The sequence below is a fragment of the Glaciimonas sp. OK215 genome (genome assembly GCF_057787885.1).
This window is the reverse complement of record NZ_CM173544.1, coordinates 76944-102532: the sequence shown is the minus strand read 5'-3', so window position 1 is coordinate 102532 and position 25589 is coordinate 76944. Positions and strand designations below refer to the sequence as shown.

The following is a 25589-nucleotide window of genomic DNA, read 5'->3' as shown; positions in this document are numbered from 1 at the left end:
ATTACTCCCAAGTCCGACAGGCTCCTAGTGCGCAACCAAATGCCGCGTTCGGCATCGTATGCTTGCTGTTCAACCACATTCCTCGACACTCACCCTCTTCAACCGAAAATGAAATCATCCAAATCCATCTTGCTAGCTGTCGCCTTCATCGCCCTTGCCGTATTGGGCGGCGCCCTGTACTTGCAGCATGTCAAAGACATGCAGCCATGCCCGTTATGCGTGATCCAGCGTTACGCTTTTGCGACCATCGCGCTGATTTGCCTGATCTCGGCCAGCATGCCGGATAGCATTCGCAAAGCGAGTGCCGCCATCGGTATCCTCGCCGGTCTCGGTGGCGCCGCGACTGCCGGCTGGCATCTGTGGGTAATCGCCCACCCGTCAACCTCATGTGGCCGCGATGCGCTGGAAGCGCCGTTAAACGCGTTGCCGACAGCCACGTTGTTGCCGTCTGTTTTCAAGGTCGACGCCTGGGCACTCTGCTCAGCGGCTTACGACCCGATACTCGGGCTATCGCTGCCACAATGGTCGTTGCTTTGGTTTGTAGTGTTGATCGTGATATTGGGTAAAGTCCTGCTCCAGCGCAGCAACAGCGGCGATTTTGAATGACGCCGATGGATCAGCCGCCGCCGGCATGCGTGATCGAAGCCGGCGCCAGTGTCGCAACGGTGCTGAAAAACGCCCCGCTGGAAGCGCTCGAAAATCGGATCCTGCTCATGCACGTGATGCGGCTGACCCGTACCCAACTGATCACGCAAGATCAGCGCGTACTCGATGCACAGCAAGCCCAGCAGTTATGCCGCTTATTCCAGCGGCGTCTGCAAGGTGAGCCGATCGCCTACATTGTCGGCCAACGTGAATTCTTTGGCTTGATGCTGGAAGTCACGCCGGACGTGCTGATCCCGCGTCCGGAAACCGAATTGCTGGTTGAACTGGCGCTGGAACGCTTACCCAGCGGGCCACCGACAGCGTCGGCGTTGGATCTCGGCACCGGCTCCGGCGCCATCGCCATCGCGATCGCCCATATGCGCCCTGATGCCAGGGTGACGGCGCTGGATGTCAGCGCTGCTGCGCTGGCGGTAGCGCGCCGCAATGCCGAGCGCCATCTGGCTTCCAAGCTCGCCAATTTCAGTCTGCTGCAAAGCGACTGGTACTCGGCACTCAGCGAACAGCGCTTCGATCTGATCGTCGCCAATCCCCCGTATATCGTGAAGGGCGATCAACATCTGGCGCAAGGCGATCTGCGCTTTGAGCCGCTGAATGCCCTAACCGATCACGCCGATGGCTTGAGCGCGTTACGCGTCATCATCAACGGCGCCGTCCGTTATTTGAAAGAGGGCGGCTGGCTCCTGATGGAGCATGGCTACGACCAGGCTGCAGCGGTGCAAGGCTTGTTGCAAGCGCTGCCGTTTGAGTCGATACAAAGTTGGCAGGACCTGGCCGGAATAGAACGCGTCAGCGGCGGCCGTTTAAAAAAGACAATATAAATCGGCTAAAACCATGTACAACAAGCATTTATTTCCCCTCCCACTCTCAACTTGCCGTTCTCCAACGCAGGTTTTTTTAAGCTGTCAAGACTGGCGCAATTATCTGAATTGCGTATGATCGTCCACTTGTCCAACGCCTGAATCCGATTCTCTAGACTCCCATGCTGCCTTCGATCGAACAACGTCTCGCCCTTGAACTCGCTGCCAAACCAGCCCAAGTCGCCGCTGCTGTCGCCCTGCTGGATGAAGGTGCGACCGTGCCATTTATCGCCCGCTATCGTAAAGAAGCCACCGGCGGCCTCGACGATATTCAATTACGCCTGCTGGAAGAACGTCTGCGCTATTTGCGCGAACTCGAGTCGCGCCGTGCGGCGATCCTGGCCTCGATTGAGGAACAGGGAAAAATGACAACGGAATTGCGCAGCGCCATCACCCTGGCGGAAGACAAAACCCGTCTCGAAGACCTGTATTTGCCGTACAAGCCAAAACGCCGCACCAAAGCCCAGATTGCTGCCGAAGCCGGATTGACCGAGTTGGCCGATGCCCTGCTGGCCAACCCGGAATTAAATCCTGAAGAAGAGGCGGCGAAATATTTCAAGCCCGCTTTCAGCACCGACAATGGCGATAATCCGGGCGTCGCCGACGCCAAAGCCGCACTGGACGGCGCCCGTCAAATCCTGATGGAACGCTTTGCTGAAGACGCATCGTTGCTGCAAGCCCTGCGCGAATACCTGACCGAACACGGTGTGGTCGAATCGAAAGTGGTCGAAGGCAAGCAAGACGCCGGCGAAAAATTCGCTGACTATTTCGACTATTCCGAAACGATCGGCACCATTCCGTCGCACCGCGCGCTGGCGCTATTCCGCGGTCGCCGTGAAGAGATGCTGAGCGTCGTTTTACGGCTGGATACCGAAGAAGAAAAGCCAAAGTGGGATGCGCCGCACAACCCTTGCGAAGGTCGTATCGCTGCCCGTTTCAGCATCAGCAACAAAAATCGCCCTGCTGACAAATGGCTGTGCGACACCGTACGCTGGGCCTGGCGCGTCAAAGTCTTCATGCATCTGGAAACAGAGCTGATGACCAATCTACGCGAAAAAGCCGAAGTCGAAGCCATCAATGTTTTCGCGCTCAACCTGAAGGCGCTGCTGTTAGCTGCGCCGGCCGGACCGCGCGCCACCATGGGCCTGGACCCGGGCCTGCGCACCGGCGTCAAGGTGGCGGTGGTCGATGCCACCGGCAAAGTAGTGGCAACCAGCACCATCTACCCGCATCAGCCGCGCAATGACTGGGACGGCGCACTGCACACCTTGTCGCAACTGGCTGAGCAGCATAAGGTTGCGCTGATTTCGATCGGGAACGGCACGGCTTCGCGTGAAACCGACAAGCTGGCGCAAGACCTGATCAAGCTGCGGCCGGAACTGAAACTGACTAAAATCGTTGTGTCGGAAGCTGGCGCGTCGGTGTACTCGGCGTCCGAATTCGCCTCCCGCGAATTGCCTGACATGGATGTATCGATACGCGGTGCCGTGTCGATCGCACGGCGTCTGCAAGATCCGCTGGCCGAGCTGGTCAAGATCGATCCGAAGTCGATCGGCGTCGGTCAATATCAGCACGATGTTGGCCAGACCCAACTCGCGCGCTCGCTCGATGCAGTGGTCGAGGATTGCGTGAATGCGGTCGGCGTTGATGTGAATACCGCTTCGGCACCGCTGTTGGCACGGGTCTCCGGGCTCAATTCCAGCGTTGCGCAAAGCATCGTTACCTACCGCGACATGAAAGGCATGTTCACCTCACGCGCCGGTTTGCGTGAAGTCCCGCGCCTGGGCGACAAGACCTTCGAGCAGGCCGCCGGCTTCTTACGCGTGATGAACGGCAACAACCCACTCGATGCGTCGGCAGTCCACCCGGAATCGTACCCGCTGGTCGAAAAAATTCTGGCCGACATCAAGAAGGATGTAAAAGGAGTCATCGGCGACGACAAGCTGTTGAAATCGCTGAATCCGGCCAAATACGCGGATGAAAAATTCGGTGTGCCGACGATTACCGACATTCTGAAAGAACTGGAAAAGCCAGGCCGCGATCCACGCCCTGAATTCACCACCGCGACCTTCAAGGATGGCGTTGAAGAAATCCGTGACCTGCGCCCGGACATGATACTGGAAGGCGTAGTCACCAACGTTGCAGCGTTCGGCGCGTTTGTCGATATCGGCGTGCATCAGGATGGCCTGGTGCATATTTCGGCACTCTCGAATACCTTCGTCAAAGACCCGCACAGCGTGGTGAAAGCCGGTCAGGTGGTGAAGGTTAAAGTGCTGGAAATCGACGAGAAGCGCAAACGTATTGCGTTGACCATGCGCCTGGCCGACAGCGCACCAGTCGCTGGCAGCAAGCCGGAACAACGCGGGGACCGTAACGATGCCAAGCGTTTGTCACAACATCAACAGCGACAAACCGCACCGGCTGCGGCACCCGCCAACAGCGCGATGGCGGCAGCATTTGCCAAGTTGAAAGGCTGATAACAGACCCGGGTCTGCGCAGCAGAGCGATTGAGACACGTCAAATTACTCTGCCAGCGCAGGACAGCCACACCGCATTCCTGGTAAATTCAGGCAAAACAAGTCAAAGGCGCATAAACGAGGCTGGCTTCGGAGGCTGGCATCGTATAATCACGGCACTTACGATTTTAACGATTCTCAACAGGTCTTTATCTTGTCCGCCGCTCTCAATACGCCATCTCAGCAGTCCATCATGAACCCGATCGTGACCGATATGGAAGCGGTCAATGCGGTCATCCGTCATAAATTGCATTCAGAAGTCCCTCTGGTCAACCAGATTGCCGAGTACATCATCAGTGCCGGCGGCAAACGCCTGCGTCCGGTACTGGTGCTGCTGATGGCACAGGCGTATGGTTATCAGGGCGACAAGCACCATGAACTCGCCGCAGTGATCGAATTCATACACACTGCGACGCTGCTGCATGACGACGTAGTCGATGAGTCGTCCCTGCGCCGTGGCCGCAAAACGGCGAATGCCTTGTTTGGCAACGCCGCCTCGGTACTGGTCGGCGACTTCCTGTACTCACGCGCTTTCCAGATGATGGTCGATGTCAACAACCCGCGCGTGATGCAAATCGTCGCCGATGCCACCAACGTCATCGCCGAAGGCGAAGTGCTGCAGTTGCTCAACATGCACAATCCGGATGTCAGCGAAGAACGCTATCTGCAAGTGATCCGCTCCAAAACCGCCAAGCTATTTGAAGCAGCAGCACAAATCGGCGTACTGATTGCCGGCGCGGACGACAAGGTGATTGACGCTGCCGGCGAATATGGCCGCTCATTGGGCACCGCGTTCCAGCTGATCGACGACGTGCTGGACTACTCGGGCAACGCAGCTGACATCGGCAAAAATGTCGGTGACGACCTGCGCGAAGGCAAACCGACGCTGCCGCTAATTTACCTGATGCAGCACGGCAGCCCGGCGCAGCGTGAGCTGGTGCGCAGCTGTATCGAAAACGGCGATGAGCAACATTTCGATGAGATCCTGGCAGCCATTACCAATTCGGGAGCGCTAGCCTACACGCGTAAAGAAGCTGAAAAATCGGCACAACGTGCAGCTGCCGCGATCGCGCTGCTGCCAAATAGTGAATTTAAAAACTCTTTGCTACAATTGGCGTCATTCGCCGTCAACCGCAATCATTAATCAAAGAAACCAGGAAGATCAGGAGTTCCGGAGTCAAATCGGGGTGCAGCACAGTCGGTTGGCGTGCTGCGTCCGGATTATGGGGAAGAATCGAAGCTTCCCACTCCAAGCAAAAATGACCATAGCCGCCATCACTCCCACCTTTCTTTTGCGGTGACCCTTTGGATACCGTTCCCTTATGGGTGCAATTTCTTGCACTTGCATTACTGATCCTGCTATCGGCCTGCTTCGCGATGTCCGAGACCGCGTTAATGGCGGCCAACAAACATCGCCTGCGCCACCTCTCCAAACGCGGCAGCAAAGCCGCCACCACCACGATGTGGCTGCTGGATCGTACCGATAAGCTGCTATCGCTGATTCTGATCGTCAACACCCTGGTGAACGCGCTGGCAACCGCGCTGGTGACGGCGATTGCCATCAATGCGTTTGGCAATCACCAGGAAGTCATCACGATTGCTACCGCGGGCGTGGCCTTCCTGCTCATTGTATTTGGGGAAATCACACCGAAAGTCATCGGTGCGACCTTTCCCGAGCGCATCGCCCTCACCGCCAGTTTCGTACTGAAGCCATTGATGGGGCTCACCAAGCCGATCATCTGGTTCGTCAATTTATTCGTATCGGGACTGTTGAAGATACTGCACCTGAAGACCGGCAAGAGCGCCCAGGACCAACGCGTATCGCCGGAAGAGTTACGCTCGATCGTCCTCGAAGGCGGCAATTTCATGCCGCAAAAACACAAAAGCATATTGTTGAACCTGTTCGATCTCGAAAAAATTTCGGTCGAAGACGTGATGACACCCCGGGCTCAGGTCGAAGCGCTGAATCTGTCGGTCTCGGTAGAAGCAATCCAGCACCAGTTAACAACTTGCTATCACAACAAGCTGCCGGTGTATGAAGGCGAAATCAACCAGATCGTCGGCATCCTGCACGTGCGCAAAGCGATGGCGCTGCTGAATCAGGAAGATGAGTTGACCGTCGACCATTTCCGCGCCCTGCTGACCGCGCCGTATTTCGTGCCGGAAGACACCGATGTATTTACGCAATTGCAATACTTCCAGGAAAACCACGAACGCCTCGGCATCGTCGTCGATGAATATGGCGAGGTCCAGGGACTGGTAACGCTGGAAGATATCATTGAAGAAATGATCGGCGAGTTCACCACCTCCAAACCGGGCGCCGCACGCGCTGACAGTTTTGACTGGGACGAAAAGGGCGAATGCCGGCTGGAAGGCGTCACCTCGTTGCGCGACATCAACAAACGTCTGAGCCTGAATTTTCCGCTCGACGGCCCGAAAACGCTGAACGGCTTGCTGCTGGAATGGCTGCAGGATATTCCTGAGAACAACGTCAGTTTGAAGATATACGGTTGTGTGATCGAAATCACCCAGGTTCAAAACCAGGCGATCAAAATCGCCAAGCTGATCCGTCCAGCCAACCAGCGCTCGGTGAGTAAATAACGGCCACTAAAGCAACCCACAATATTGCCTTTTCCCGCCACCTGATTGGCTACCTTGCTTAACCCGCCAAGCTAGCAGATTACGTAGATTGCCGTGGGCCGTTTTGTAACAACACGCCAACTAAGCAACAGCATGGCATCAAGCTTAGAATTGCGCGCAAATCCTTTACAAGTCAGTTACGCATAGGGCATCATCTGCATAATTGGAATTGCTCCAATGCATCTTTACACCTATCCCCCTATGGCTGCAGTCCTCCCTAACATTAACTCGAGTGGTCCGATGTCGGGTCTTGCCCGCGCATTGGTGCAGGCCGGACGCCTGACGGTAGAGCAAGTTGATGGTTTGAATAAGCAAGCAGGCAGCGAACGGATCCGTTTTATCGACGCCCTGCTCACCAGCAAGCATCTGGATGCAGGTGGCCTGGCGCAATTTTGTGCAGAAACTTTTGGCTACCCTCTGGTCAATCTGGCCGCTTTCAATTTAAGCTTATTGCCAGAAAAAGCCATCGATGCCAAGTTGATGGAAAGTCAATCGGTCCTTGCGCTGGCCAAGCGCGGCAACAAGATCTACGTCGCCATCTCCGACCCAACCAATACGCAGGCGCTGGACCAGATCAAGTTTCAAACCGAGCTGACGGTCGAACCGATCATCGTCGAACATCCGGCGCTGCTGAATCTGATTCAAAGGAACGCCAAAAGCGCCGAGCAAAGTCTCAACGAAATGGTCGGGGACGATCAGGAAATCAACTTCGTCGAAGAAGATACTGCGTCCGCAAACGATGCGGCGACAAATGATATTGACGATGCGCCAGTGGTGCGTTTTCTGCAAAAAATATTGAACGATGCGATCAATCAAGGCGCATCGGACCTTCACTTCGAACCGTTCGAAAAATTTTACCGGATCCGCTTCCGGGTCGACGGCGTGTTGCGCGACATGGCACAGCCACCGCTGTCGATCAAGGAAAAACTGGCCTCGCGCATCAAGGTCCTGTCGAAGCTCGACATCTCGGAAAAACGCGTGCCGCAAGACGGCCGCATGCGGCTGGTGGTCTCCAAGACCCGCACCATCGATTTCCGCGTCAGCACTTTGCCGACCTTGTTCGGTGAAAAAATCGTCATGCGTATTCTCGACCCAAGTCAGGCCCAGATGGGGATCGACGCGCTCGGCTACGACCCGGACCAAAAAGAAATTCTGATGGAGGCGATCCAGCGCCCCTACGGCATGGTGCTGGTCACAGGCCCTACCGGCTCCGGTAAAACGGTGTCGCTGTACACCTGCCTGAACATTCTGAATCAGCCCGGCATCAACATCTCGACCGCCGAAGATCCGGCCGAAATCAGCTTACCCGGCGTCAACCAGGTCAACATCAACGATCGTGCCGGCCTGACATTTCCGGTGGCGCTGAAGGCATTCCTGCGACAAGATCCGGACATCATCATGGTCGGGGAAATCCGCGATCTGGAGACAGCGGATATTTCGATCAAGGCTGCGCAAACCGGACACATGGTGTTTTCGACGCTGCACACCAACGATGCGCCTTCGACGCTGACGCGCCTGATGAACATGGGCGTACCGGCGTTCAACATCGCGTCATCCGTGATTCTGATCACCGCGCAACGCCTGGCACGCCGTCTGTGCAGCTGCAAACAACCCATCTCAATTCCAGATGAAGCACTGCTCGAAGCAGGCTTCACCGAGGACGACCTGGATGGTGTCTGGATGCCGTACAAACCGGTCGGCTGCGAACGCTGCAACGGCAACGGCTACAAAGGCCGCCTCGGCATCTATCAAATCATGCCGATTACAGAAGAAATAGAACGCATCATTCTGGCGCATGGCACCGCGCTGGAAATTGAGGCGCAGGCAAAACGGGAGGGTGTCCGAACTTTACGTGAATCGGGGCTGGTCAAGGTCAAACTAGGGATGACCAGCCTCGAAGAAGTGCTCGGCTGCACCAACATATAGACGGTATAAAGGGGAACACGGGTCATGGCAACTGCTGCACCGAATGCACGCAACACGGCTAACGCGCGCCAGGTCAAAGAATTTGTGTATGCCTGGGAGGGCAAGGACAAGAAAGGCCAGCTGGTACGGGGAGAAATGCGCGCCAGCGGTGAAGCGTTGGTCAACGTCACGCTGCGCCGGCAAGGTATTCAGATCCTCAAGCTCAAGAAGAAGAGTTTCCGCAGCGGCAAAAAGATTTCCGAGAAAGATGTCGCGCTGTTTACCCGTCAGTTGGCGACCATGATGAAGGCCGGCGTGCCGCTGCTGCAATCATTCGATATCGTCGCCAAGGGACATGCCAATCCTTCTGTTTCGAAACTGATCAACGACATCCGTTCCGATGTCGAAACCGGCACCAGCCTGAATCAGGCTTTCCGCAAATTTCCACTGTATTTCGATCCGCTGTTCTGCAATCTGGTCGGTGCCGGCGAACAAGCCGGTATCCTCGACGAGCTGCTGGCACGGCTCGCGACCTACAAGGAAAAGACGCTCGCCATCAAAGGCAAGATCAAATCGGCCATGTTTTATCCCGTCTCGATTCTGGCCGTGGCATTTATCGTCACCGCCGTCATCATGATCTGGGTGGTGCCGGCGTTCAAGAGCGTCTTCTCCAGCTTTGGCGCCGATTTGCCTGGACCGACGCTGGTGGTGATGGCGATGTCCGACTTCTTCGTCGCTAACTGGTACATCATCTTTGGCGGGCTGTTCGGCGGTTTGTATCTATTCTTTCAATCCTGGCGACGCTCGTTGAAAGTCCAGCGCTTCATGGACACCATGTTATTGAAAGCGCCGATCTTCGGCGCTGTCATACGCAAGGCCACCATTGCGCGCTGGACCCGCACACTGGCGACCATGTTCGCAGCCGGTGTGCCGTTGGTAGAGTCGCTGGATTCAGTCGGCGGCGCCTCCGGCAACGCGGTCTACCTGGACGCCACCAAAAAGATTCAGAGTGAAGTCAGCACCGGTACCAGTTTGACGGTAGCGATGCAAAATGCCGACGTATTTCCCAACATGGTGACGCAAATGGTGTCGATTGGCGAAGAATCAGGTTCGCTGGATCAGATGCTGGGTAAAGTCGCCGATTTCTACGAGGCTGAAGTCGATGAGGCGGTGGCGTCGCTGTCGAGTTTGATGGAACCTTTGATTATGGTCATTCTGGGCGTGCTGATCGGCGGTCTGGTAATTGCAATGTATTTGCCGATCTTCAAACTGGGTTCGGTTGTGTGAAATGTTTGTTGTAGGATGATCCACTGCGCCGCTCGCCGTGCCCTGCGCAGTGAGCGCCGAAAAGTGGAATTCCTAGCTGTGCATATAGGCAACTCCGACAACACTGGAGATATAATGAGCCGAACCAATGGACAAGGACGGTCACCAAATGATCACATTATTCACTCAAGTGCTTCGCACTCTTTCGGGCTTCGCCGCGTGCCAGCCGCGTAGTGAACAAAAAAATTCGCGTACACGGGCGGTTGTCTGATGTTCAATGAGGTGTTGGGTGGCGTATTGTTCGCGGCGGCGGGAAGTCTGGTTCCCACCGTATTTGCCGCTGTCCTCGGATTGCTGATCGGCAGTTTTCTGAACGTCGTGATTCATCGTCTGCCGCAGATGATGCAGCGCGAATCCGATAATTATGTGGCGCAAGAAAGCGGCAAACCATTCCCGCATACCGACCGCTACAATCTGACCGTGCCGCGTTCCGCATGTCCGCAATGCCACCATCAGATCGGTGCATTAGAGAATATCCCCGTCATCAGCTACCTGGTGTTGCGCGGTAAATGTGCATCCTGCAAGACCGCCATTTCGGCGCGTTATCCTATCGTCGAGCTACTGACCGGTACGCTGTCAGCTTTCCTGATCTGGCATTTTGGCAGTGGCTGGACCGGGCTGGCGACTTTGCTGTTTGCCTACTTGCTGATTGCAATGACGTTCATCGATGCCGATACGCAGTTGCTGCCGGATGATCTGACCCTGAGCTTATTGTGGTGTGGCCTGCTGATCAACGTTAGCGGCACTTTCGTACCGTTGACCGACGCAGTGATAGGTGCTGCTGCAGGTTATCTTGCGCTATGGTCGATATACTGGCTGTTCAAGCTGACGACTGGCAAAGAAGGCATGGGTTACGGCGACTTCAAGTTGCTGGCCGCGCTGGGCGCCTGGCTGGGCTGGAAAATGCTGCCTATCATCATCCTGTTTTCATCGCTGGTGGGTGCTCTGGCAGGAATTGCGCTGATTGTCTTCACCCGTCGTGGACGCGACAACCCGATTCCGTTTGGTCCCTATTTGGCGGCAGCCGGATTGCTGGCGCTGCTCTATGGCCGGCCTATTCTGGCAACCTATTTCGGCTTTGTAATCTGACGCCACCATGCACTCGCCACATGCTCCAGCCGCACCGAAGCGCTTTACCATAGGTCTGACTGGCGGCATCGGCAGCGGCAAAACCACTGTTGCCAACCTGTTTGCCGAACGCGGTGTTGCGGTCATCGATACCGATCTGATTGCCCACCAATTGACAGCCGTCGATGGCAGCGCGATAGCCGCAATCCGCGCCGCGTTTGGCGATGACTTCATCGCCGCCAATGGTGCGATGGATCGCAAAAAAATGCGCGAACACGTATTTTCCGATCAGACTGCCAAGCAGCGCCTGGAGGCAATTCTGCATCCACTGATACGCAACGAAACCGCGCTGGCGATACAACAGTCGAGCGGCTTATACGTGATGTTGGTAGTGCCGTTATTGGTTGAGTCCGGCAACTGGCAACAGCGCGTAACGCGCGTACTGGTGATTGATTGCGACGAACAGACGCAAATCCGGCGCGTGATGCAACGCAACGCAATGAACGAAACTCAGGTCCGCGCTATCATGGCCGTGCAAGCTACACGGCAGCAGCGCCTGCAGGCAGCAAATGATGTCATTATTAATAACGCCGAAGCCGAAATGTTAGCGCCGCAGGTAGAACGACTGCACACTTTATACATGTCGTTAGTACACCATTCTTGAAGAAAAATGGTTGAGCGTTTGTAATTTCCGTTAGCATCGTTCAGAATCACTACTTGTCCGGCCCATACATTAAGGGATGTCACTTTGATCGTCTACGAATATCCTTTCAACGAGCGCATTCGTACATTGCTGCGGCTGGAAGATCTGCACGAAAAATTCGTTTTCTTTGTGCATCAGGAAAGCCCGCTGCAACATCACGTCGCGCTGTCCACCATCTTCGAGATGCTGGAAGTTGCCGGACGTGCCGATCTAAAACTGGATCTGCTGCAAGAACTGGAGCGCCAGCGACAAACCCTGCTGGGCTTCAGATCGAATCCCAACGTCCAGCCGGAAATGCTGGACTCGGTTTTACAGGAACTGGATCAGACCAGCACCGCGTTGATGGGAATGCAAGGCAAAACCGGCCAGCATATCCGCGAGAACGAATGGCTGATGAGCATTCGCGGCCGCACCATCATCCCTGGCGGCGCTTGCGAATTCGACCTGCCCTCCTACTACGCCTGGCAACAGCGTCCTGCAGAGCAACGCTTTGCCGACATCCTCGGCTGGTTCGCCCCGCTGGCGCCTTTATTCGATGCCATCGGCATCGTATTGCGACTGCTACGAGAAACCGGCCACCCGATCAAGATCGGTGCCGACAACGGCAGCTATCAGCAAATGTTGCAAGGCAAGTCGTACCAGATGCTGCGCATAGTGCTTGATGAACAACTCGGTGCGATCCCGGAAATATCGGCCAACAAATACATGCTGTGGATCCGCTACACGACGCAGGGCGGCGACCTCAAACCCAAGACCTTCGAAGGTGAAGTACCGTTCGAACTGACCCTCTGTAATTTCTGATTGAAGATTTCCGAATAAGATATATGGCTATTGTCGATTGCCCTACCTGCGGTACCAAAGTTGAATGGACCGAGGCCAACAAATTCCGGCCTTTTTGCTCTGAACGCTGCAAGCAAATTGATCTGGGCGCGTGGGCCGAAGAGAAATACACGATCCCGGCTGTGAATCCGCCGGATGATATTGACGATGACAACAAGTTGCCGCAATAGCAGCTATACCGTCAGACGACCTTCTTCTTCGCGCAACTGGTCCAGCCATTCAATCAGTGGAATCGTCGCCTCCAGCAGCGGCTCTACGGCGACGCTGCCCTGCCACGCGAACGCCTGACCTTCCAGACTTTGCGGCTCGCCGCGCCACTCTCTGCTAATGTAGAAATGCAGGCGCACGTTCGCATGCGGGTATTGATGCTGCACACCGCACCATGGCTCGGCCGAGATGATCTCGACACCCAGCTCCTCCACGAATTCCCGCTGTAGCGCGGCAAAAATCGATTCGCCGCTCTCCACTTTCCCACCGGGAAATTCCCAATAGCCGGCATACGGCTTGCCATCCGGTCGTTGGCCCAGCAAGACATCGCCATTCGGCCGCAGCAGAATACCGACGGCTACATTGATTGGGGCAGGGTTAGCTGCCGTCATGTTGATGACGCCATCCGGCCGGCATGATCCTTGGCAAACTGCCATGCCACCCGGCCCGAACGTGAGCCTCGCTGCAAAGCCCAGCGCAATGCGTCGCCGTGGGCCTCGGCAACCTGTTCGGCATTGCAACCGAAATGGCCTAGCCAGTGCGCGACGATATCCAGGTAATCGTCCTGCTTGAACGGATAGAACGACACCCACAAACCAAAACGCTCGGATAGTGAAATCTTTTCTTCGACGGTTTCGCCCGGGTGCAGATCGCCATCCTCGGTCGTTTTGTAGGAGGCGTTATCGGACATCTTTTCCGGCAACAAATGACGACGATTCGACGTGGCGTAAATCAGTACATTATCGGATTGCGCAGCAATACTGCCGTCCAGCGCCACCTTGAGCGCCTTGTAGCCGCTCTCGCCCTCTTCAAACGATAAATCGTCACAAAAAATGATGAAGCGCTCGGCACGGCCGGCAACCAGGTCGACGATATCCGGCAAATCCGCCAGATCATCCTTATCGACTTCAATCAGACGTAATCCCTGGCGCGCATACTGGTTCAGGCAGGCCTTGATCAGCGACGACTTGCCGGTACCGCGAGCACCTGTCAGCAATACATTGTTGGCTGGTTTGCCATCCACGAACTGACGCGTGTTCTGGTCGATCTGCAGCTTTTGCGGTTCGATGTTATGCAGGTCCGACAAGCCGATATCCGACATATGCCGTACCGCTTGCAGATATCCGCCGCCGTGATTGCCATTGCGGCGGCGCCAGCGGAAAGCGATCGCCGTCTGCCAGTCAGGCGCGGCATTTGCGTTCGGCAAAATCGACTCCAGGCGTGCCAGAACGGCTTCAGCGCGGATAAGGAATTGGTCTAATTGAGTCATGTAAAGGCATTTAATCCGGTTATTCAAACAGCAATGTGAACTAGCAGCAATTGTCAGGGAAGGCGCCCCATCGCAGCTTGAATATTATTCATCGATCAAGAACGGTAGTCGGCGTTGATCGTCACGTAATCATGCGAAAGATCGCAGGTCCAGATAGTGGCGGCGGCATCACCACGCGCCAGTTTCACACGTACCGTGATTTCACTCTGCTGCATCACGCGTTGGCCGTCGGCTTCCTGGTAGTCAGGATTGCGCCCACCATTTTTGGCGACCCAGACATCGTCCAGATACAGGTTGAGTTGGCTAACATCGAGATCATCCACGCCAGCGTAACCAATCGCCGCCAAAATCCGCCCAAGGTTAGGATCGGAAGCAAAAAATGCTGTTTTCACCAGCGGTGAATGACCGATCGAATATGCAATCTTGCGGCATTCCTCGACATTCAGACCATCTTCCACGGTGACGGTAATGAATTTGGTCGCCCCTTCTCCATCGCGCACAATAGCCTGTGCCAGATGCTGCGACAGGTCCATCACCGCAGCTGCCAGCGCCACATATTCCGGCGAATCGACGCTGTTGACTTCGAGCGCACCGGCGCCGGTCGCGATCAGCATGAATGCGTCGTTGGTCGACGTATCGCCATCAATCGTGATGCAATTAAAGGACTGATCGGCGGTCTGCTTGACCAGCCGCTCCAGCACAGGCTGTGCAACTTTGGCGTCAAGCGCCAGGAAACCGAGCATGGTCGCCATATTCGGCCTGATCATGCCGGCGCCCTTGCTGATGCCGGTCATCGTCACCGTTTTGCCGTCTATCGTGACCGTGCGCGACGCCGCTTTCGGCTGCGTATCGGTGGTCATGATTGTTTCCGCCGCGTTCAACCAGTTGTCGACCTGCAGGTTTTTCAACGCCTGTGGCAAGCCTGCCTGGATCCGCTCAACCGGCAGTGGTTCGAGAATCACACCGGTTGAAAACGGCAAAATCTGTGCCGTGTCGCAGCCCATCAATTCGGCCAGTGAGGCACAAGTGGCATTCGCCGCAGCCAGGCCCGATTCGCCGGTACCGGCATTCGCATTCCCGGTATTGATGACCAGCGCACGAATCGGCTCGCCCGAAATCAGCGCGGCTTCCAGATGCGCCTTGCTGACTTGAACCGGTGCCGCGCAAAAACGATTCAGCGTAAAAACGCCGGCGACGGTCGCCGTCGATGCCAGCTTCATGACCAGCAAATCCTTGCGATTGGCTTTCCGCACGCCGGCTTCTGCGTAACCAAGTTCGATACCGGCAACAGGAAGCAGATCAGCGGCAACAGGGATAGGGGAATTGACGGCCATGAGTATCCTTTATTAGGCAAATAGGAAAAATATGAATAAAACAAATCGGTACGCATTGCGGCCACTTAAGGGTGCTATTTTAAATCGGATGGGCGGACATCAGGGCATACGCTAACATCGGTCGCACCAAAAACAATGGCGGAGCAGGTTTCCCGGCTCCGCCCTCGTCGTCAGTGCTTATTTACGTCACAGCAGTTGCATCAGACCAGTTGGCCGTGACACTGCTTGTATTTTCTACCGCTACCGCATGGGCATGGATCGTTGCGACCAACCTTCGGCACCGCATTGATGTGCAATTGTGCTTTCACCTCATCGGGATGCGCAGTCGGCGCCAATAACTCTTCCGCTGCCGCATTTGGATTGAAGTCGGCATGTTGATAATGCACGTTTTCCGGATGCGATTGCGCCAAGCCTTCTTCCGCCGCCTCAATCTCTTCGCGGTTTTCGATACGAACGGTCATCACCACACGCACCACTTCATTCTTGATCAGATCGAGCATCTGGCCGAACAATTCAAACGCCTCGCGCTTGTATTCCTGCTTCGGATTCTTTTGCGCGTAACCGCGCAAATGGATCCCTTGACGCAGATGATCCAGCGCGGCCAGATGCTCGCGCCAATGGCTGTCAACGCTTTGCAACATGACGCTACGCTCGAAACCGGCGAACGATTCCTTGCCTACCACTTCGGTTTTGGCAGCGTAGTCGGCGTCCGCAGCGGCCAGCACACGGTCCAGCAAGTCGTCATCGGTCAGATTAGGTTCCGCCTCCAATATTTTGGTGAGCGGCACTTCCAGTTGCAATTCACTGACCAGCGCGGCTTCCAGCGATGGGATATCCCACTGCTCTTCGACCGACTCGGCTGGCACATAGATACGGAAGGTATCGTGCAACACGCCGTGACGCAGCGAACTGATCATTTCCGAGACATCATCTTTCGATTCCAGCAATTCATTGCGCTGCTGATAAATCACCTTGCGCTGATCGTTGGCGACGTCATCATATTCGAGCAATTGCTTACGAATATCGAAGTTACGGGCTTCCACCTTGCGTTGCGCCGATTCAATTGAGCGCGAAACGATACCCGCTTCAATTGGCTCGCCCTCCGGCATCTTCAGACGGTCCATGATCGCGCGCACGCGGTCGCCGGCAAAAATCCGCAGCAACGCATCGTCCAGCGACAGATAAAAGCGCGACGATCCCGGATCGCCCTGACGCGCAGCACGGCCGCGCAACTGATTATCGACCCGGCGCGATTCATGACGCTCGGTACCGATGATGTGCAAACCACCGGCATTCGTCACATGATCATGCAGCGATTGCCACTCATCGACCAACTTGGCCGATTGTAATTTCTTTTCGGTCTCGCTCAGTTGATCGTCGGCTTCGATAAACTGGACTTGCTTTTCAACGCTGCCCCCCAGCACGATGTCGGTACCGCGACCCGCCATGTTGGTAGCGATCGTGATCGCCTTGGGACGGCCCGCTTGCGCAATAATTTCTGCTTCGCGCGCATGTTGCTTGGCGTTCAGAACGTTGTGCGGCAGCTTCGCTTTGTCCAGAATTCCCGACAGCAACTCGGAGTTTTCGATCGAGGTGGTACCCACCAGCACCGGTTGCCCACGCTCGTAACAATCCTGAATATCGATCAGCATTGCGTTGTACTTTTCCATCGCTGTCTTGTAGACCTGATCTTGCCTGTCTTTACGCTGATTCGGACGGTTTTGCGGGATCACGACGGTTTCCAGACTGTAGATTTCCTGGAATTCGTAGGCTTCGGTATCGGCAGTACCGGTCATGCCGGCCAGCTTGCCGTACATGCGGAAATAGTTCTGGAAAGTGATCGATGCCAGCGTCTGATTCTCGTTCTGAATCTGAACCCCTTCCTTGGCCTCAACCGCCTGATGCAAGCCATCCGACCAACGTCGCCCCTGCATCATCCGGCCGGTAAATTCATCGACGATGATGACTTCGTTGTTTTGCACCACGTAATGCTGATCCTTGTGATACAGCGAATGCGCACGCAGCGCAGCATACAAATGGTGAATCAGGCTGATGTTGGCGGCGTCATACAACGATGCGCCTTCAGCCAGCAGACCCATGCTGGTCAGAATTTGTTCGGCTTTTTCGTGGCCGGCTTCGGTCAGCAATACCTGATGCGCCTTCTCATCCTTGGTATAGTCGCCAGGAACTTCAATTATTCCCTTGCCGTCAGGTGTTTCTTCGCCAATTTGCAACGTGAGCATCGGCGGCACTGCATTGATCTTGTAATACAGATCCGTATGATTTTCAGCCTGACCGGAGATAATCAGCGGTGTCCGCGCTTCATCGATCAGGATCGAGTCAACTTCATCGACGATAGCGAAGTTCAGTGCGCGCTGGACCCGGTCGCGCGCTTCGTACACCATGTTATCGCGCAGATAATCGAAGCCGAATTCGTTATTGGTACCGTAAGTAATATCGGCTGCGTAAGCGACTTGCTTGGCATCGTGTTCAACGGCGGACAGATTCACACCGGTAGTCAGGCCGAGCCAGCCGTACAACCGCCCCATCCAGTCGGCATCGCGCTGCGCCAGGTAGTCATTGACGGTCACCACATGCACGCCCTTGCCGGCCAAGGCATTCAGATACGCCGCCAATGTCGCCATCAGCGTCTTGCCTTCACCAGTACCCATTTCGGCAATCTTGCCGTAATGCAGTACCATGCCGCCGATTAACTGGACATCGAAGTGGCGCATCTTCAGGACCCGCTTGCTGGCCTCCCGACAAACGGCAAACGCTTCCGGCAACAGGTCATCCGGTTTTTCGCCGTTGGCGATGCGCTGCCTGAACTCTGGCGTTTTAGCTTGTAACTGATCGTCCGACAATTTTTCCATTGCCGGCTCAAGGCCGTTAATTTGGCTTACAGTTTTTTGGTATTGCTTGAGCAGTCGCTGGTTGCGGCTACCGAAAATCTGGGTCAGTAATGACATGCTTGGATTCTAAAAAAGGTGTCGGAGGCATTTCGCGTTTCCATATGGACAATTCCATTTTTACATCAGCCATGAACGCGAAGGCTTTGGCGCGGACCTCAGCAAGTAAGGCAAGCGACGCCGACAAAACGCATAGTTGATGTAGAAATGGATTAACGTGAAACCGGACTGTGGCTAATTAATCGGGAGATTTTATCATGCGACCCTCGACAGGTTGGGGTTATGCATGGGGAAACAATAGCAAGTCGCCCAATTTGTATGCAGTTAACCGCGTATACCATGCTTGTCACTGGATCGAGCGTTAATCATTTAGCCATCAGTGCCGCCATTTTGGCCTGATCGGTGCCGGCAGCAAGGAATTTACGCGGGTCCTGGGCCACACCTTTGATCCTGACCTCGAAATGAAGATGCGGACCGGTTGAACGGCCGGTGCTGCCAATATCTGCAATGTGCTGGCCACGCTGCACAATATCCCCAACCTTCGCAAGTAATCTGGAGGCATGTGCGTAACGGGTAATGATGTCATTGCCATGATCGATGTCGAGCATGTTGCCGTAGGCTGGATGATATTCGGCGGCGATCACAACGCCGCCGGCAGCAGCAACGATCCGGGTACCGGTCAGCGCTGGAAAATCCAGGCCTTCATGAAAGGCGCTGCGACCTGTGAACGGATCAACCCGCCAGCCGAAACTGGACGAGTTGAAATTAACGTCGACCGGTTGATTGGTGGGCAGCAGCTTCGACTTGATTTTGTCGTTCATCAATGTGGTTTCGACCACATTCATATAGTCGGCGCGATAGCCTATGTCGCGCGACATTGAGGCTAATGCCTGTTGAAACGCGGCCATGCTCAGGTCGTGCGGTTTGCGCTCGCCGAGACTGCTGGACTCGGCACCGCCACGGCCCGGCAGTTCCTTGAAATTAAACTCTTCCGGCTTGACACCCGCCAGACCTTGCACCCGCTCTCCAAGTGCGTCGAGTCGCAGCAGCTGCGCCTGCATCTGGCCTAGTTTGATTGCCATGGCCGCAATGTTTTCCTTCAGGTATTTATCTTTATCCTGGGTACCACCGACGTTCCCGGACACCAGCTGATGCGAAATAAACGGAATAGGAATGCTGGCAGCATAGCGAAAGGTCAGGAAATATAGCAGCGCAGTCGCCAATAACACCGTCCCCAGAAAAACGGCAGCCATCAGCGCAATATGGCGACCTCCCAGGGTAATCGATTTGGCGCGTGTAAAGCGCGGATGCAGCAGAATTACTTGCATCGCCGGCGCCCGGACTTGCTGCTTACATCGCCCTTGGCGGTGCAGGTGTGATATGGTTTCATGATCATGCGCAAACTCTCATTTTCTTCTTCTTTTGTGCAAGCGGCGACAGGGGCCAAGTCGTCCGGCTTGACCTCACGGGACGCCTCGGATTTTCTGCGCGGCAACGACAAAATGGCAGCGTTGCTGCCTACGCTGACGCGCATGGCGGCATTGCAAAAACAATGTGCAGCCGGATTACCGAGCATGTTTGAAGCTTGCGAAGTGTTGCACTTTGAGGCCGGGCAACTGGTACTGTCGGCGCCCAACGCGGCACTGGCGACAAAACTGAAACAGCAACTGCCTAAGCTGCAGAGTTATTTGCTCGCGGGAAACTGGCAGGTTAATGCAATCCGAATCAAAGTGCAAGTCAGCCAAAACCTGAAAAAATTGACGCCGGTCAAGCGCTTCAGCCTTACCCCGCAAGCGGTTTCGGCATTTGCAAATCTGGCCGGGTCGCTGGAGCAATCGCCACGTAACGAAGCATTGAAGGCCGCACTTGCGGCGATGGTAAGACGCTACAAAGAAGAGCAATCCGACTCCGGATAAACCGTCGACGCGATTTCCCGCCCGCCGTTACGCCGGCATCAGAAAAAGTTGATTCCGGGGCAGGCGAGATGGGGAGTTGCGAAGGTGATTGCGATCATCGGTCGGTGCCCTGATTGGCACCGGAAAACGTCAATCTGCTTAATTCAGCGCCCATTCCTGACCAACCTGGCGCTGATAAGTGCTGGGCGCCGACTCCAGCTCGTCGAAGCTGACGACTTCATAAGCATCCGGCTGAGCGAGGAGTGCCCGCAGCAACTGGTTATTCATGGCATGACCGGACTTGTGCGCACTGTAACTTGCCAGCAGCGGATGGCCAATCAAATACAAATCACCGATCGCGTCCAGAATCTTGTGACGGACGAACTCATTGTCGTAGCGTAAGCCGTCGCTATTCAAAATTCTATATTCATCCATGACGATCGCATTTTCCAGCGAACCGCCCCGTGCCAAACCCATACCGCGCAGGGTTTCGACATCCTGCATGAAGCCGAAAGTACGCGCACGCGCGATTTCTTTCACATAGGACTGGATACTGAAGTCGACTTCGGCAGTCTGACCGGTGCCATCGACGGCAGGATGATTGAATTCAATAAAAAACTTTAACTTAAAACCGTCGCAGGGCTCCAGTCGCGCCCACTTTTCCTTGTCGCCCTGACCTTCGCGGACTTCAACGGTCTTTTTTACACGTATGAATTTCTTGGCTGCGCCCTGCTCTTCCAGACCGGCTTGCTGCATCAGGAACACAAACGATGAAGCCGATCCATCCATGATCGGAATTTCTTCCGCCGTCACGTCTACATACAGATTGTCGATACCGAGTCCCGCGCAGGCCGACAACAAGTGTTCAACCGTCGACACCCGCTCTCCATCTTTGGACAGCACCGATGCCATGCGCGTGTCACCGACCGAGGTCGCAGTCGCCGGAAAGTCAATGACCGGATCGAGGTCGATACGGCGGAAGATAATACCGGTATCGATGGCTGCCGGGCGCAAGGTCAATTCAACCTTGGTGCCGGAGTGCATACCGATCCCTACGGTTTTGACAAGTTTTTTGATGGTGCGTTGTTTCAACATGTTGTCATTATAGATGTTACCGAAACGATCTTCTGTAACGATGTGTTGCCGTTGTTGGATAAATAATACGGAATTGGCATTTAATTAGCCGCTTGTCAGCGCAAATTGAAAACGGCGCACAGCGCGCCGTTTTTTCTACTTATCCAACTGCCAATGCAACCAGAGGTTGCATTGGCAAATATCAGATTTGCGCCAGCAGTGTTTCTGCCTTCGACACTTCAAATGCGCCACCTTGTTCGACGTTCAATTGCTTGACCACGCCGTTGTCGATGAATGCCGAAAAACGCTGCGAACGTGTTCCCATACCGAACTTGCTGAAGTCCGCGTCCAGACCCAGCGCCTTGACGAAAGCGGCATTGCCGTCAGCCAGCAAGCGTACTGCCCCGGCAGCTTTTTGGTCACGGCCCCAAGCACCCATGACAAACGCATCGTTGACCGAGATCGCCCAGATTTCATCTACGCCTTTGGCTTTGAATTCAGCAGCGTGCTGAATATAGCCTGGCAAATGCTTGGCTGAGCAAGTTGGTGTGAATGCGCCCGGCACGGCGAACAAGGCAATCTTCTTGCCTTTGACTAAATCGCTGACGTTAAAAGTATTCGGACCGAGCGAGCAACCCGCTGTTTCGGTTTCGATGAATTCTGCTAATTGGCCTTCTGGCAGGCTGTCGCCGATTTTGATTGTCATGATGACTGTCCTTATGTCTGTATAGTTTTGTTGGCACCAAGAAAATTTGAGAAAACTTTCCTTCAATACTTACCAAAGAAAACGCCGCGCCTGATCGACGCGGCGTAGAAACCGAAGTATGCCTTGTTCCGTAAATCTCTGCAGGCCTTGAAGCGCTTTCCTCATCGATTTGTACCGGTTGCGCCGCTACAAACCGATGCTCCGATAGCAGTCTCAGTTAGTCCGCTTGCTTGCGCAGGAAAGCCGGAATGTCATAGGTCTCCATGCCATTTTTTTCCAGCGCACGCACAGTGTCCGAAGCGGATTCACGACGCCACACTGCCGGCGCTTTCATCCCTTCGAACGACGCACCGCCATGTCCGTGTCCGCCCGAATTCACGCTGGCATGGCCGTGTTGCATCAGCGGCTCGTTATGGGTACCGGTACGCAGCATTTGCGGCTGCACCAGTTGCACCGACTTGCGCGCACGGCCAAGGCCGGTTGCGACCACGGTGACACGGATATCGTCACCCATGGTTTCGTCGTACGCGATACCTTGTGCAATCGAAGCGTCAGGTGCCGCAAACGCACGCACGGTCGCCATGACTTCCTTGATTTCCTTACCCTTCAGGCTGCGGCTGGCAGTGACATTCACCAGCACGCCGCGCGCGCCCGACAGATCGATGCCATCCAGCAGTGGCGATGCCACCGCCTGCTCGGCCGCCAGACGGGCGCGATCGACACCGTGCGCCGTCGCGGTACCCATCATCGCCTTGCCCTGTTCGCCCATGATGGTCTTGACGTCATTGAAGTCGACATTGATATGACCCGGCACGTTGATGATTTCGGCAATCCCGGCCACAGCGTTGTTGAGCACATCGTCGGCGTGTTCCAGCCACTCCATCATGCTGTCGTCTTCATAGATCTCTTCGAGTTTTTCGTTGAGAATGATGATCAGCGAATCAACGTGTTGCGACAGCGCTTCCAGACCTTCGTCTGCGAGGTCCATGCACTTCTGGCCTTCGTACGAGAACGGTTTGGAAACCACCGCCACAGTCAGCGCGCCCAACTCCTTGGCAATCTGCGCTACCACTGGCGCTGCACCTGTGCCAGTGCCACCGCCCATACCGGCGGCGATAAATACCATGTGTGCACCGCGCAGCGCATCTTCGATGCGCGCACGTGACTCTTCTGCCAGCTTGCGGCCGACTTCCGGCTTCATCCCCGCACCCAGACCGGTATCGCCGATCTGAATCACGTTGTGCGCCTTGGATTGTTTCAGCGCCTGAGCATCGGTGTTGGCGGCGATAAACTCGACCCCCGAGACACCTTTGTTGATCATGTGCTGAACCGCATTGCCTCCAGCGCCACCGACGCCAACGACTTTAATCACGGTACCCAGCGTTGCATTGTCAAGCATATCGATTTCCATGATGTTTCCTCATAAAGTTGCAGCATCCAGTCAATAGGCATCACGCGGTGTGAGGCCTAGCAACTGACAACTGCGCGTTACACTAACAACATTAACCAGACCAATTTAAATAATCTATTGCCACATCTACTGCGCTTGTTCTACTGCTTACTGCGAAAGCGACTGCATCGGTTGAATCGGTTGACTTGCTTCGACGTCGAATTCGGACAGCTAGAAATTACCCAGAAACCATTCCTTCATGCGCTGCCAGATCGCTTTCGCCGAACCTTCCTGGCGCGTGACGATGTAACCGCGCAGATACTGTTTTTTCGCTTCCAGCAACAATCCCAACACCGTCGAGTAGCGCGGACTGCGCACCACATCCGCCAATTGCCCGTTGTAGTGCGGCGTCCCCAAACGCGCCGGTTTCAGGAAAATATCTTCGGCCAGTTCGATCATGCCCGGCATCAATGCGGAACCGCCGGTGAGCACGATGCCGCTCGACAGCACCTCTTCATAACCCGACTCACGCACGACCTGATGCACCAGCGCGAACAACTCTTCGACACGTGGCTCGATCACCGCGGCCAGTGCTTGCCGTGACAGATTGCGCGAATTCCGGTCACCCAGGCCCGGCACCTCCAGGGTTTCCCCCGGGTCCGCCAGAATCTGTTTGGCGACGCCGTAGCGCAGCTTGATTTCTTCCGCTTCCGCAGTCGGCGTCCGCAATGCCATCGCGATGTCATTGGTGATCTGATCGCCGGCAATCGGGATCACTGCCGTGTGCCGAATCGCACCTTCAGTGAAGACCGCCACATCGGTAGTGCCGCCGCCGATATCGACCAGTACTACGCCCAGTTCTTTTTCATCGGTGGTCAGCACCGCATCGGCCGACGCCATCGGCTGCAAAATCAGATCCGAGACTTCCAGTCCGCAGCGGCGCACGCACTTGACGATGTTCTGTACCGCCGACACCGCGCCGGTGACGATATGTACCTTGACCTCGAGTCGGATGCCGCTCATGCCAATTGGTTCGCGCACATCGTCCTGACTATCGACAATAAATTCCTGCGGCACGGTATGCAGCAATTGCTGATCGGTCGGAATGTTGACGGCTTTGGCGGTTTCGATCACGCGCGAGACATCGGCTGCAGTCACTTCCTTGTCCTTGATCGCCACCATGCCGCTGGAATTGAAGCTGCGTATGTGGCTGCCGGCGATGCCGGTATACACATTCCGGATCTTGCAGTCGGCCATCAGCTCGGCCTCTTCCAGCGCGCGCTGGATAGACTCGACGGTGGCCTCGATGTTGACCACGACCCCCTTCTTCAGGCCTTTCGATTCGTGCTGACCGAGACCGATAACTTCGTGTCGCCCGTCCTGCAGCACCTCAGCCACCACCGCCACTACCTTGGAAGTGCCGATGTCGAGGCCGACGATCAAATTCTTTGCGTCTTTAGTCATAATGTTTCGCTTATTTTTTTTTGCTTCCCAATCCAGCGCTCAGGCCACTTGCCTTTAACGCCAGACCATTCGGATAACGCATGTCCACACTTTCAATTCGATCCTGCAAACGCGACCGCAACTGCGGATAAATCTCTACCAGCCGTTCGACCCGCTCATGCAAGGTCGTCTTGCTTTGTTCTCGTCCCAGTGCCACGGTCATACCGTTATCCAGTTTGACGCTCCAGGCATAACGGCTCGACAGTTCGACGCCGGTAGGCCTCAGCTTGAGGGGTGCGAACCATTTCTGAAAATCCGCAAATCGCGCCAGAACATCCTTCTCACTGCCGGTTGGACCGCCAAACTTCAGCAAGTCGCCATCCTCTTCGGCCTCGTCCAGATTGGCGATAAACAAATCGCCTTTGGCCGACAACAAACGCCCGTCATCGTCCCAGGTAGCGAGTGGCTGATGCTCCTCGACAGTCACGACCAGCTGATTCGGCCATTCGCGCTGCACCGACGCCTTGCGTACCCATGGCACAGACTCAAATGCCGCGCGTACCGAATCCAGATTCGCGGTGAAAAAATTGCCTTTAATCCGCGGTAATGCGCTGGCGCGTATCGTCAATGGATTGACACGGCGCAGCTCGCCCGGCGCAATACCTTCAACCCGAATCACCTTCAACGTAAACATCGGCCGTTGCGCCAGCCACCAGATACCGGACACCAGCAAGACGAGCGCAACCAGCCCGAACAGGGCATTCGAGGTTGCATTCAATGTTTTGATGTCTTGCCACATGGTTGCTGTCTTTATCGCCGGTGCTTGCTACTGTTGATTGA

At 55.3% G+C, this 25589-nt stretch carries 22 protein-coding genes; 12 read left to right on the top strand and 10 right to left on the bottom strand.

What is annotated here, in order from left to right; all coding sequences use genetic code 11:
• Window positions 1-108: 108 nt before the first annotated feature.
• The 11 genes from AC3CHX_RS00470 to yacG all read left to right on the top strand — a co-directional run bounded on the left by AC3CHX_RS00470 (window position 109) and on the right by yacG (window position 12691).
• Entirely contained in the window at window positions 109-606 is a 498-nt protein-coding gene (locus tag AC3CHX_RS00470) for a disulfide bond formation protein B (RefSeq protein ID WP_488631558.1), read from the top strand.
• Entirely contained in the window at window positions 603-1484 is an 882-nt protein-coding gene (prmC, locus tag AC3CHX_RS00465) for a peptide chain release factor N(5)-glutamine methyltransferase (protein ID WP_488631557.1), read from the top strand. The genes AC3CHX_RS00470 and prmC overlap by 4 nt, the downstream gene beginning before the upstream one ends.
• 161 nt (window positions 1485-1645) lie before the next feature.
• Window positions 1646-4000 carry a Tex family protein gene (locus tag AC3CHX_RS00460; RefSeq protein WP_488631556.1) on the top strand — a complete coding sequence of 785 codons (2355 nt, stop codon included), beginning with the start codon at window positions 1646-1648 and terminating at the stop codon, window positions 3998-4000.
• A 232-nt stretch (window positions 4001-4232) separates the two neighbouring features.
• Window positions 4233-5183 carry an octaprenyl diphosphate synthase gene (ispB, locus tag AC3CHX_RS00455; protein ID WP_488631555.1) on the top strand — a complete coding sequence of 317 codons (951 nt, stop codon included), beginning with the start codon at window positions 4233-4235 and terminating at the stop codon, window positions 5181-5183.
• Between the two features lie 161 nt (window positions 5184-5344).
• Complete coding sequence (locus AC3CHX_RS00450; protein ID WP_488631554.1) at window positions 5345-6640, top strand: HlyC/CorC family transporter; 1296 nt, start codon at window positions 5345-5347, stop codon at window positions 6638-6640.
• 240 nt (window positions 6641-6880) lie between these two features.
• The gene (pilB, locus tag AC3CHX_RS00445) at window positions 6881-8605 is read left to right on the top strand and encodes a type IV-A pilus assembly ATPase PilB (RefSeq protein WP_488644678.1); all 1725 of its coding nucleotides are present in this window, start codon (window positions 6881-6883) and stop codon (window positions 8603-8605) included.
• A 24-nt stretch (window positions 8606-8629) separates the two neighbouring features.
• Window positions 8630-9871 (top strand): type II secretion system F family protein, encoded by a 1242-nt coding sequence (locus tag AC3CHX_RS00440; RefSeq protein ID WP_488631553.1) that lies wholly within the window; start codon window positions 8630-8632, stop codon window positions 9869-9871.
• 249 nt (window positions 9872-10120) lie between these two features.
• Window positions 10121-10999, top strand: a complete 879-nt coding sequence (locus AC3CHX_RS00435) for a prepilin peptidase (RefSeq protein WP_488631552.1) — start codon at window positions 10121-10123, stop codon at window positions 10997-10999.
• Between the two features lie 7 nt (window positions 11000-11006).
• The gene (gene coaE, locus AC3CHX_RS00430) at window positions 11007-11642 is read left to right on the top strand and encodes a dephospho-CoA kinase (protein ID WP_488631551.1); all 636 of its coding nucleotides are present in this window, start codon (window positions 11007-11009) and stop codon (window positions 11640-11642) included.
• Window positions 11643-11726: 84 nt separating this feature from the next.
• The gene (gene zapD, locus AC3CHX_RS00425) at window positions 11727-12482 is read left to right on the top strand and encodes a cell division protein ZapD (RefSeq protein WP_488631550.1); all 756 of its coding nucleotides are present in this window, start codon (window positions 11727-11729) and stop codon (window positions 12480-12482) included.
• Between the two features lie 23 nt (window positions 12483-12505).
• On the top strand, window positions 12506-12691 hold the full coding sequence (gene yacG, locus AC3CHX_RS00420; protein WP_488631549.1) for a DNA gyrase inhibitor YacG: 186 nt from the start codon (window positions 12506-12508) through the stop codon (window positions 12689-12691).
• Between the two features lie 3 nt (window positions 12692-12694).
• Here the strand turns inward: yacG and AC3CHX_RS00415 are convergent, their stop codons facing one another.
• From AC3CHX_RS00415 to AC3CHX_RS00395, 5 genes are all read right to left on the bottom strand, one after another.
• Entirely contained in the window at window positions 12695-13120 is a 426-nt protein-coding gene (locus tag AC3CHX_RS00415; protein WP_488631548.1) for an NUDIX domain-containing protein, read from the bottom strand.
• On the bottom strand, window positions 13117-13998 hold the full coding sequence (locus tag AC3CHX_RS00410; protein WP_488631547.1) for an ATP-binding protein: 882 nt from the start codon (window positions 13996-13998) through the stop codon (window positions 13117-13119). Before AC3CHX_RS00410 ends, AC3CHX_RS00415 begins: the two co-directional genes overlap by 4 nt.
• 95 nt (window positions 13999-14093) lie before the next feature.
• Window positions 14094-15332: a bifunctional glutamate N-acetyltransferase/amino-acid acetyltransferase ArgJ gene (gene argJ / locus AC3CHX_RS00405; protein WP_488631546.1), complete on the bottom strand. Its 1239-nt coding sequence runs from the start codon at window positions 15330-15332 to the stop codon at window positions 14094-14096.
• Between the two features lie 200 nt (window positions 15333-15532).
• Window positions 15533-18301, bottom strand: coding sequence for a preprotein translocase subunit SecA (gene secA, locus AC3CHX_RS00400; RefSeq protein ID WP_488631545.1), 2769 nt, complete (start codon window positions 18299-18301; stop codon window positions 15533-15535).
• A gap of 305 nt (window positions 18302-18606) precedes the next feature.
• A complete protein-coding gene (locus AC3CHX_RS00395) occupies window positions 18607-19569 on the bottom strand; it encodes a M23 family metallopeptidase (protein WP_488631544.1) in 963 nt (320 codons plus the stop codon).
• Window positions 19570-19635: 66 nt separating this feature from the next.
• Here AC3CHX_RS00395 and AC3CHX_RS00390 point away from each other — a divergent pair, with 66 nt between their 5' ends.
• Window positions 19636-20157 carry a hypothetical protein gene (locus AC3CHX_RS00390; protein WP_488631543.1) on the top strand — a complete coding sequence of 174 codons (522 nt, stop codon included), beginning with the start codon at window positions 19636-19638 and terminating at the stop codon, window positions 20155-20157.
• 138 nt (window positions 20158-20295) lie between these two features.
• Here the strand turns inward: AC3CHX_RS00390 and lpxC are convergent, their stop codons facing one another.
• The 5 genes from lpxC to AC3CHX_RS00365 form a co-directional block, all read right to left on the bottom strand.
• The gene (gene lpxC, locus AC3CHX_RS00385) at window positions 20296-21231 is read right to left on the bottom strand and encodes a UDP-3-O-acyl-N-acetylglucosamine deacetylase (protein WP_488631542.1); all 936 of its coding nucleotides are present in this window, start codon (window positions 21229-21231) and stop codon (window positions 20296-20298) included.
• 181 nt (window positions 21232-21412) lie between these two features.
• The gene (locus tag AC3CHX_RS00380) at window positions 21413-21916 is read right to left on the bottom strand and encodes a redoxin family protein (RefSeq protein WP_488631541.1); all 504 of its coding nucleotides are present in this window, start codon (window positions 21914-21916) and stop codon (window positions 21413-21415) included.
• Between the two features lie 217 nt (window positions 21917-22133).
• On the bottom strand, window positions 22134-23327 hold the full coding sequence (gene ftsZ, locus AC3CHX_RS00375) for a cell division protein FtsZ (protein WP_488631540.1): 1194 nt from the start codon (window positions 23325-23327) through the stop codon (window positions 22134-22136).
• Between the two features lie 210 nt (window positions 23328-23537).
• Complete coding sequence (gene ftsA, locus AC3CHX_RS00370) at window positions 23538-24770, bottom strand: cell division protein FtsA (RefSeq protein WP_488631539.1); 1233 nt, start codon at window positions 24768-24770, stop codon at window positions 23538-23540.
• A 10-nt stretch (window positions 24771-24780) separates the two neighbouring features.
• On the bottom strand, window positions 24781-25548 hold the full coding sequence (locus tag AC3CHX_RS00365; RefSeq protein ID WP_488631538.1) for a cell division protein FtsQ/DivIB: 768 nt from the start codon (window positions 25546-25548) through the stop codon (window positions 24781-24783).
• Between the last annotated feature and the right edge of the window lie 41 nt (window positions 25549-25589).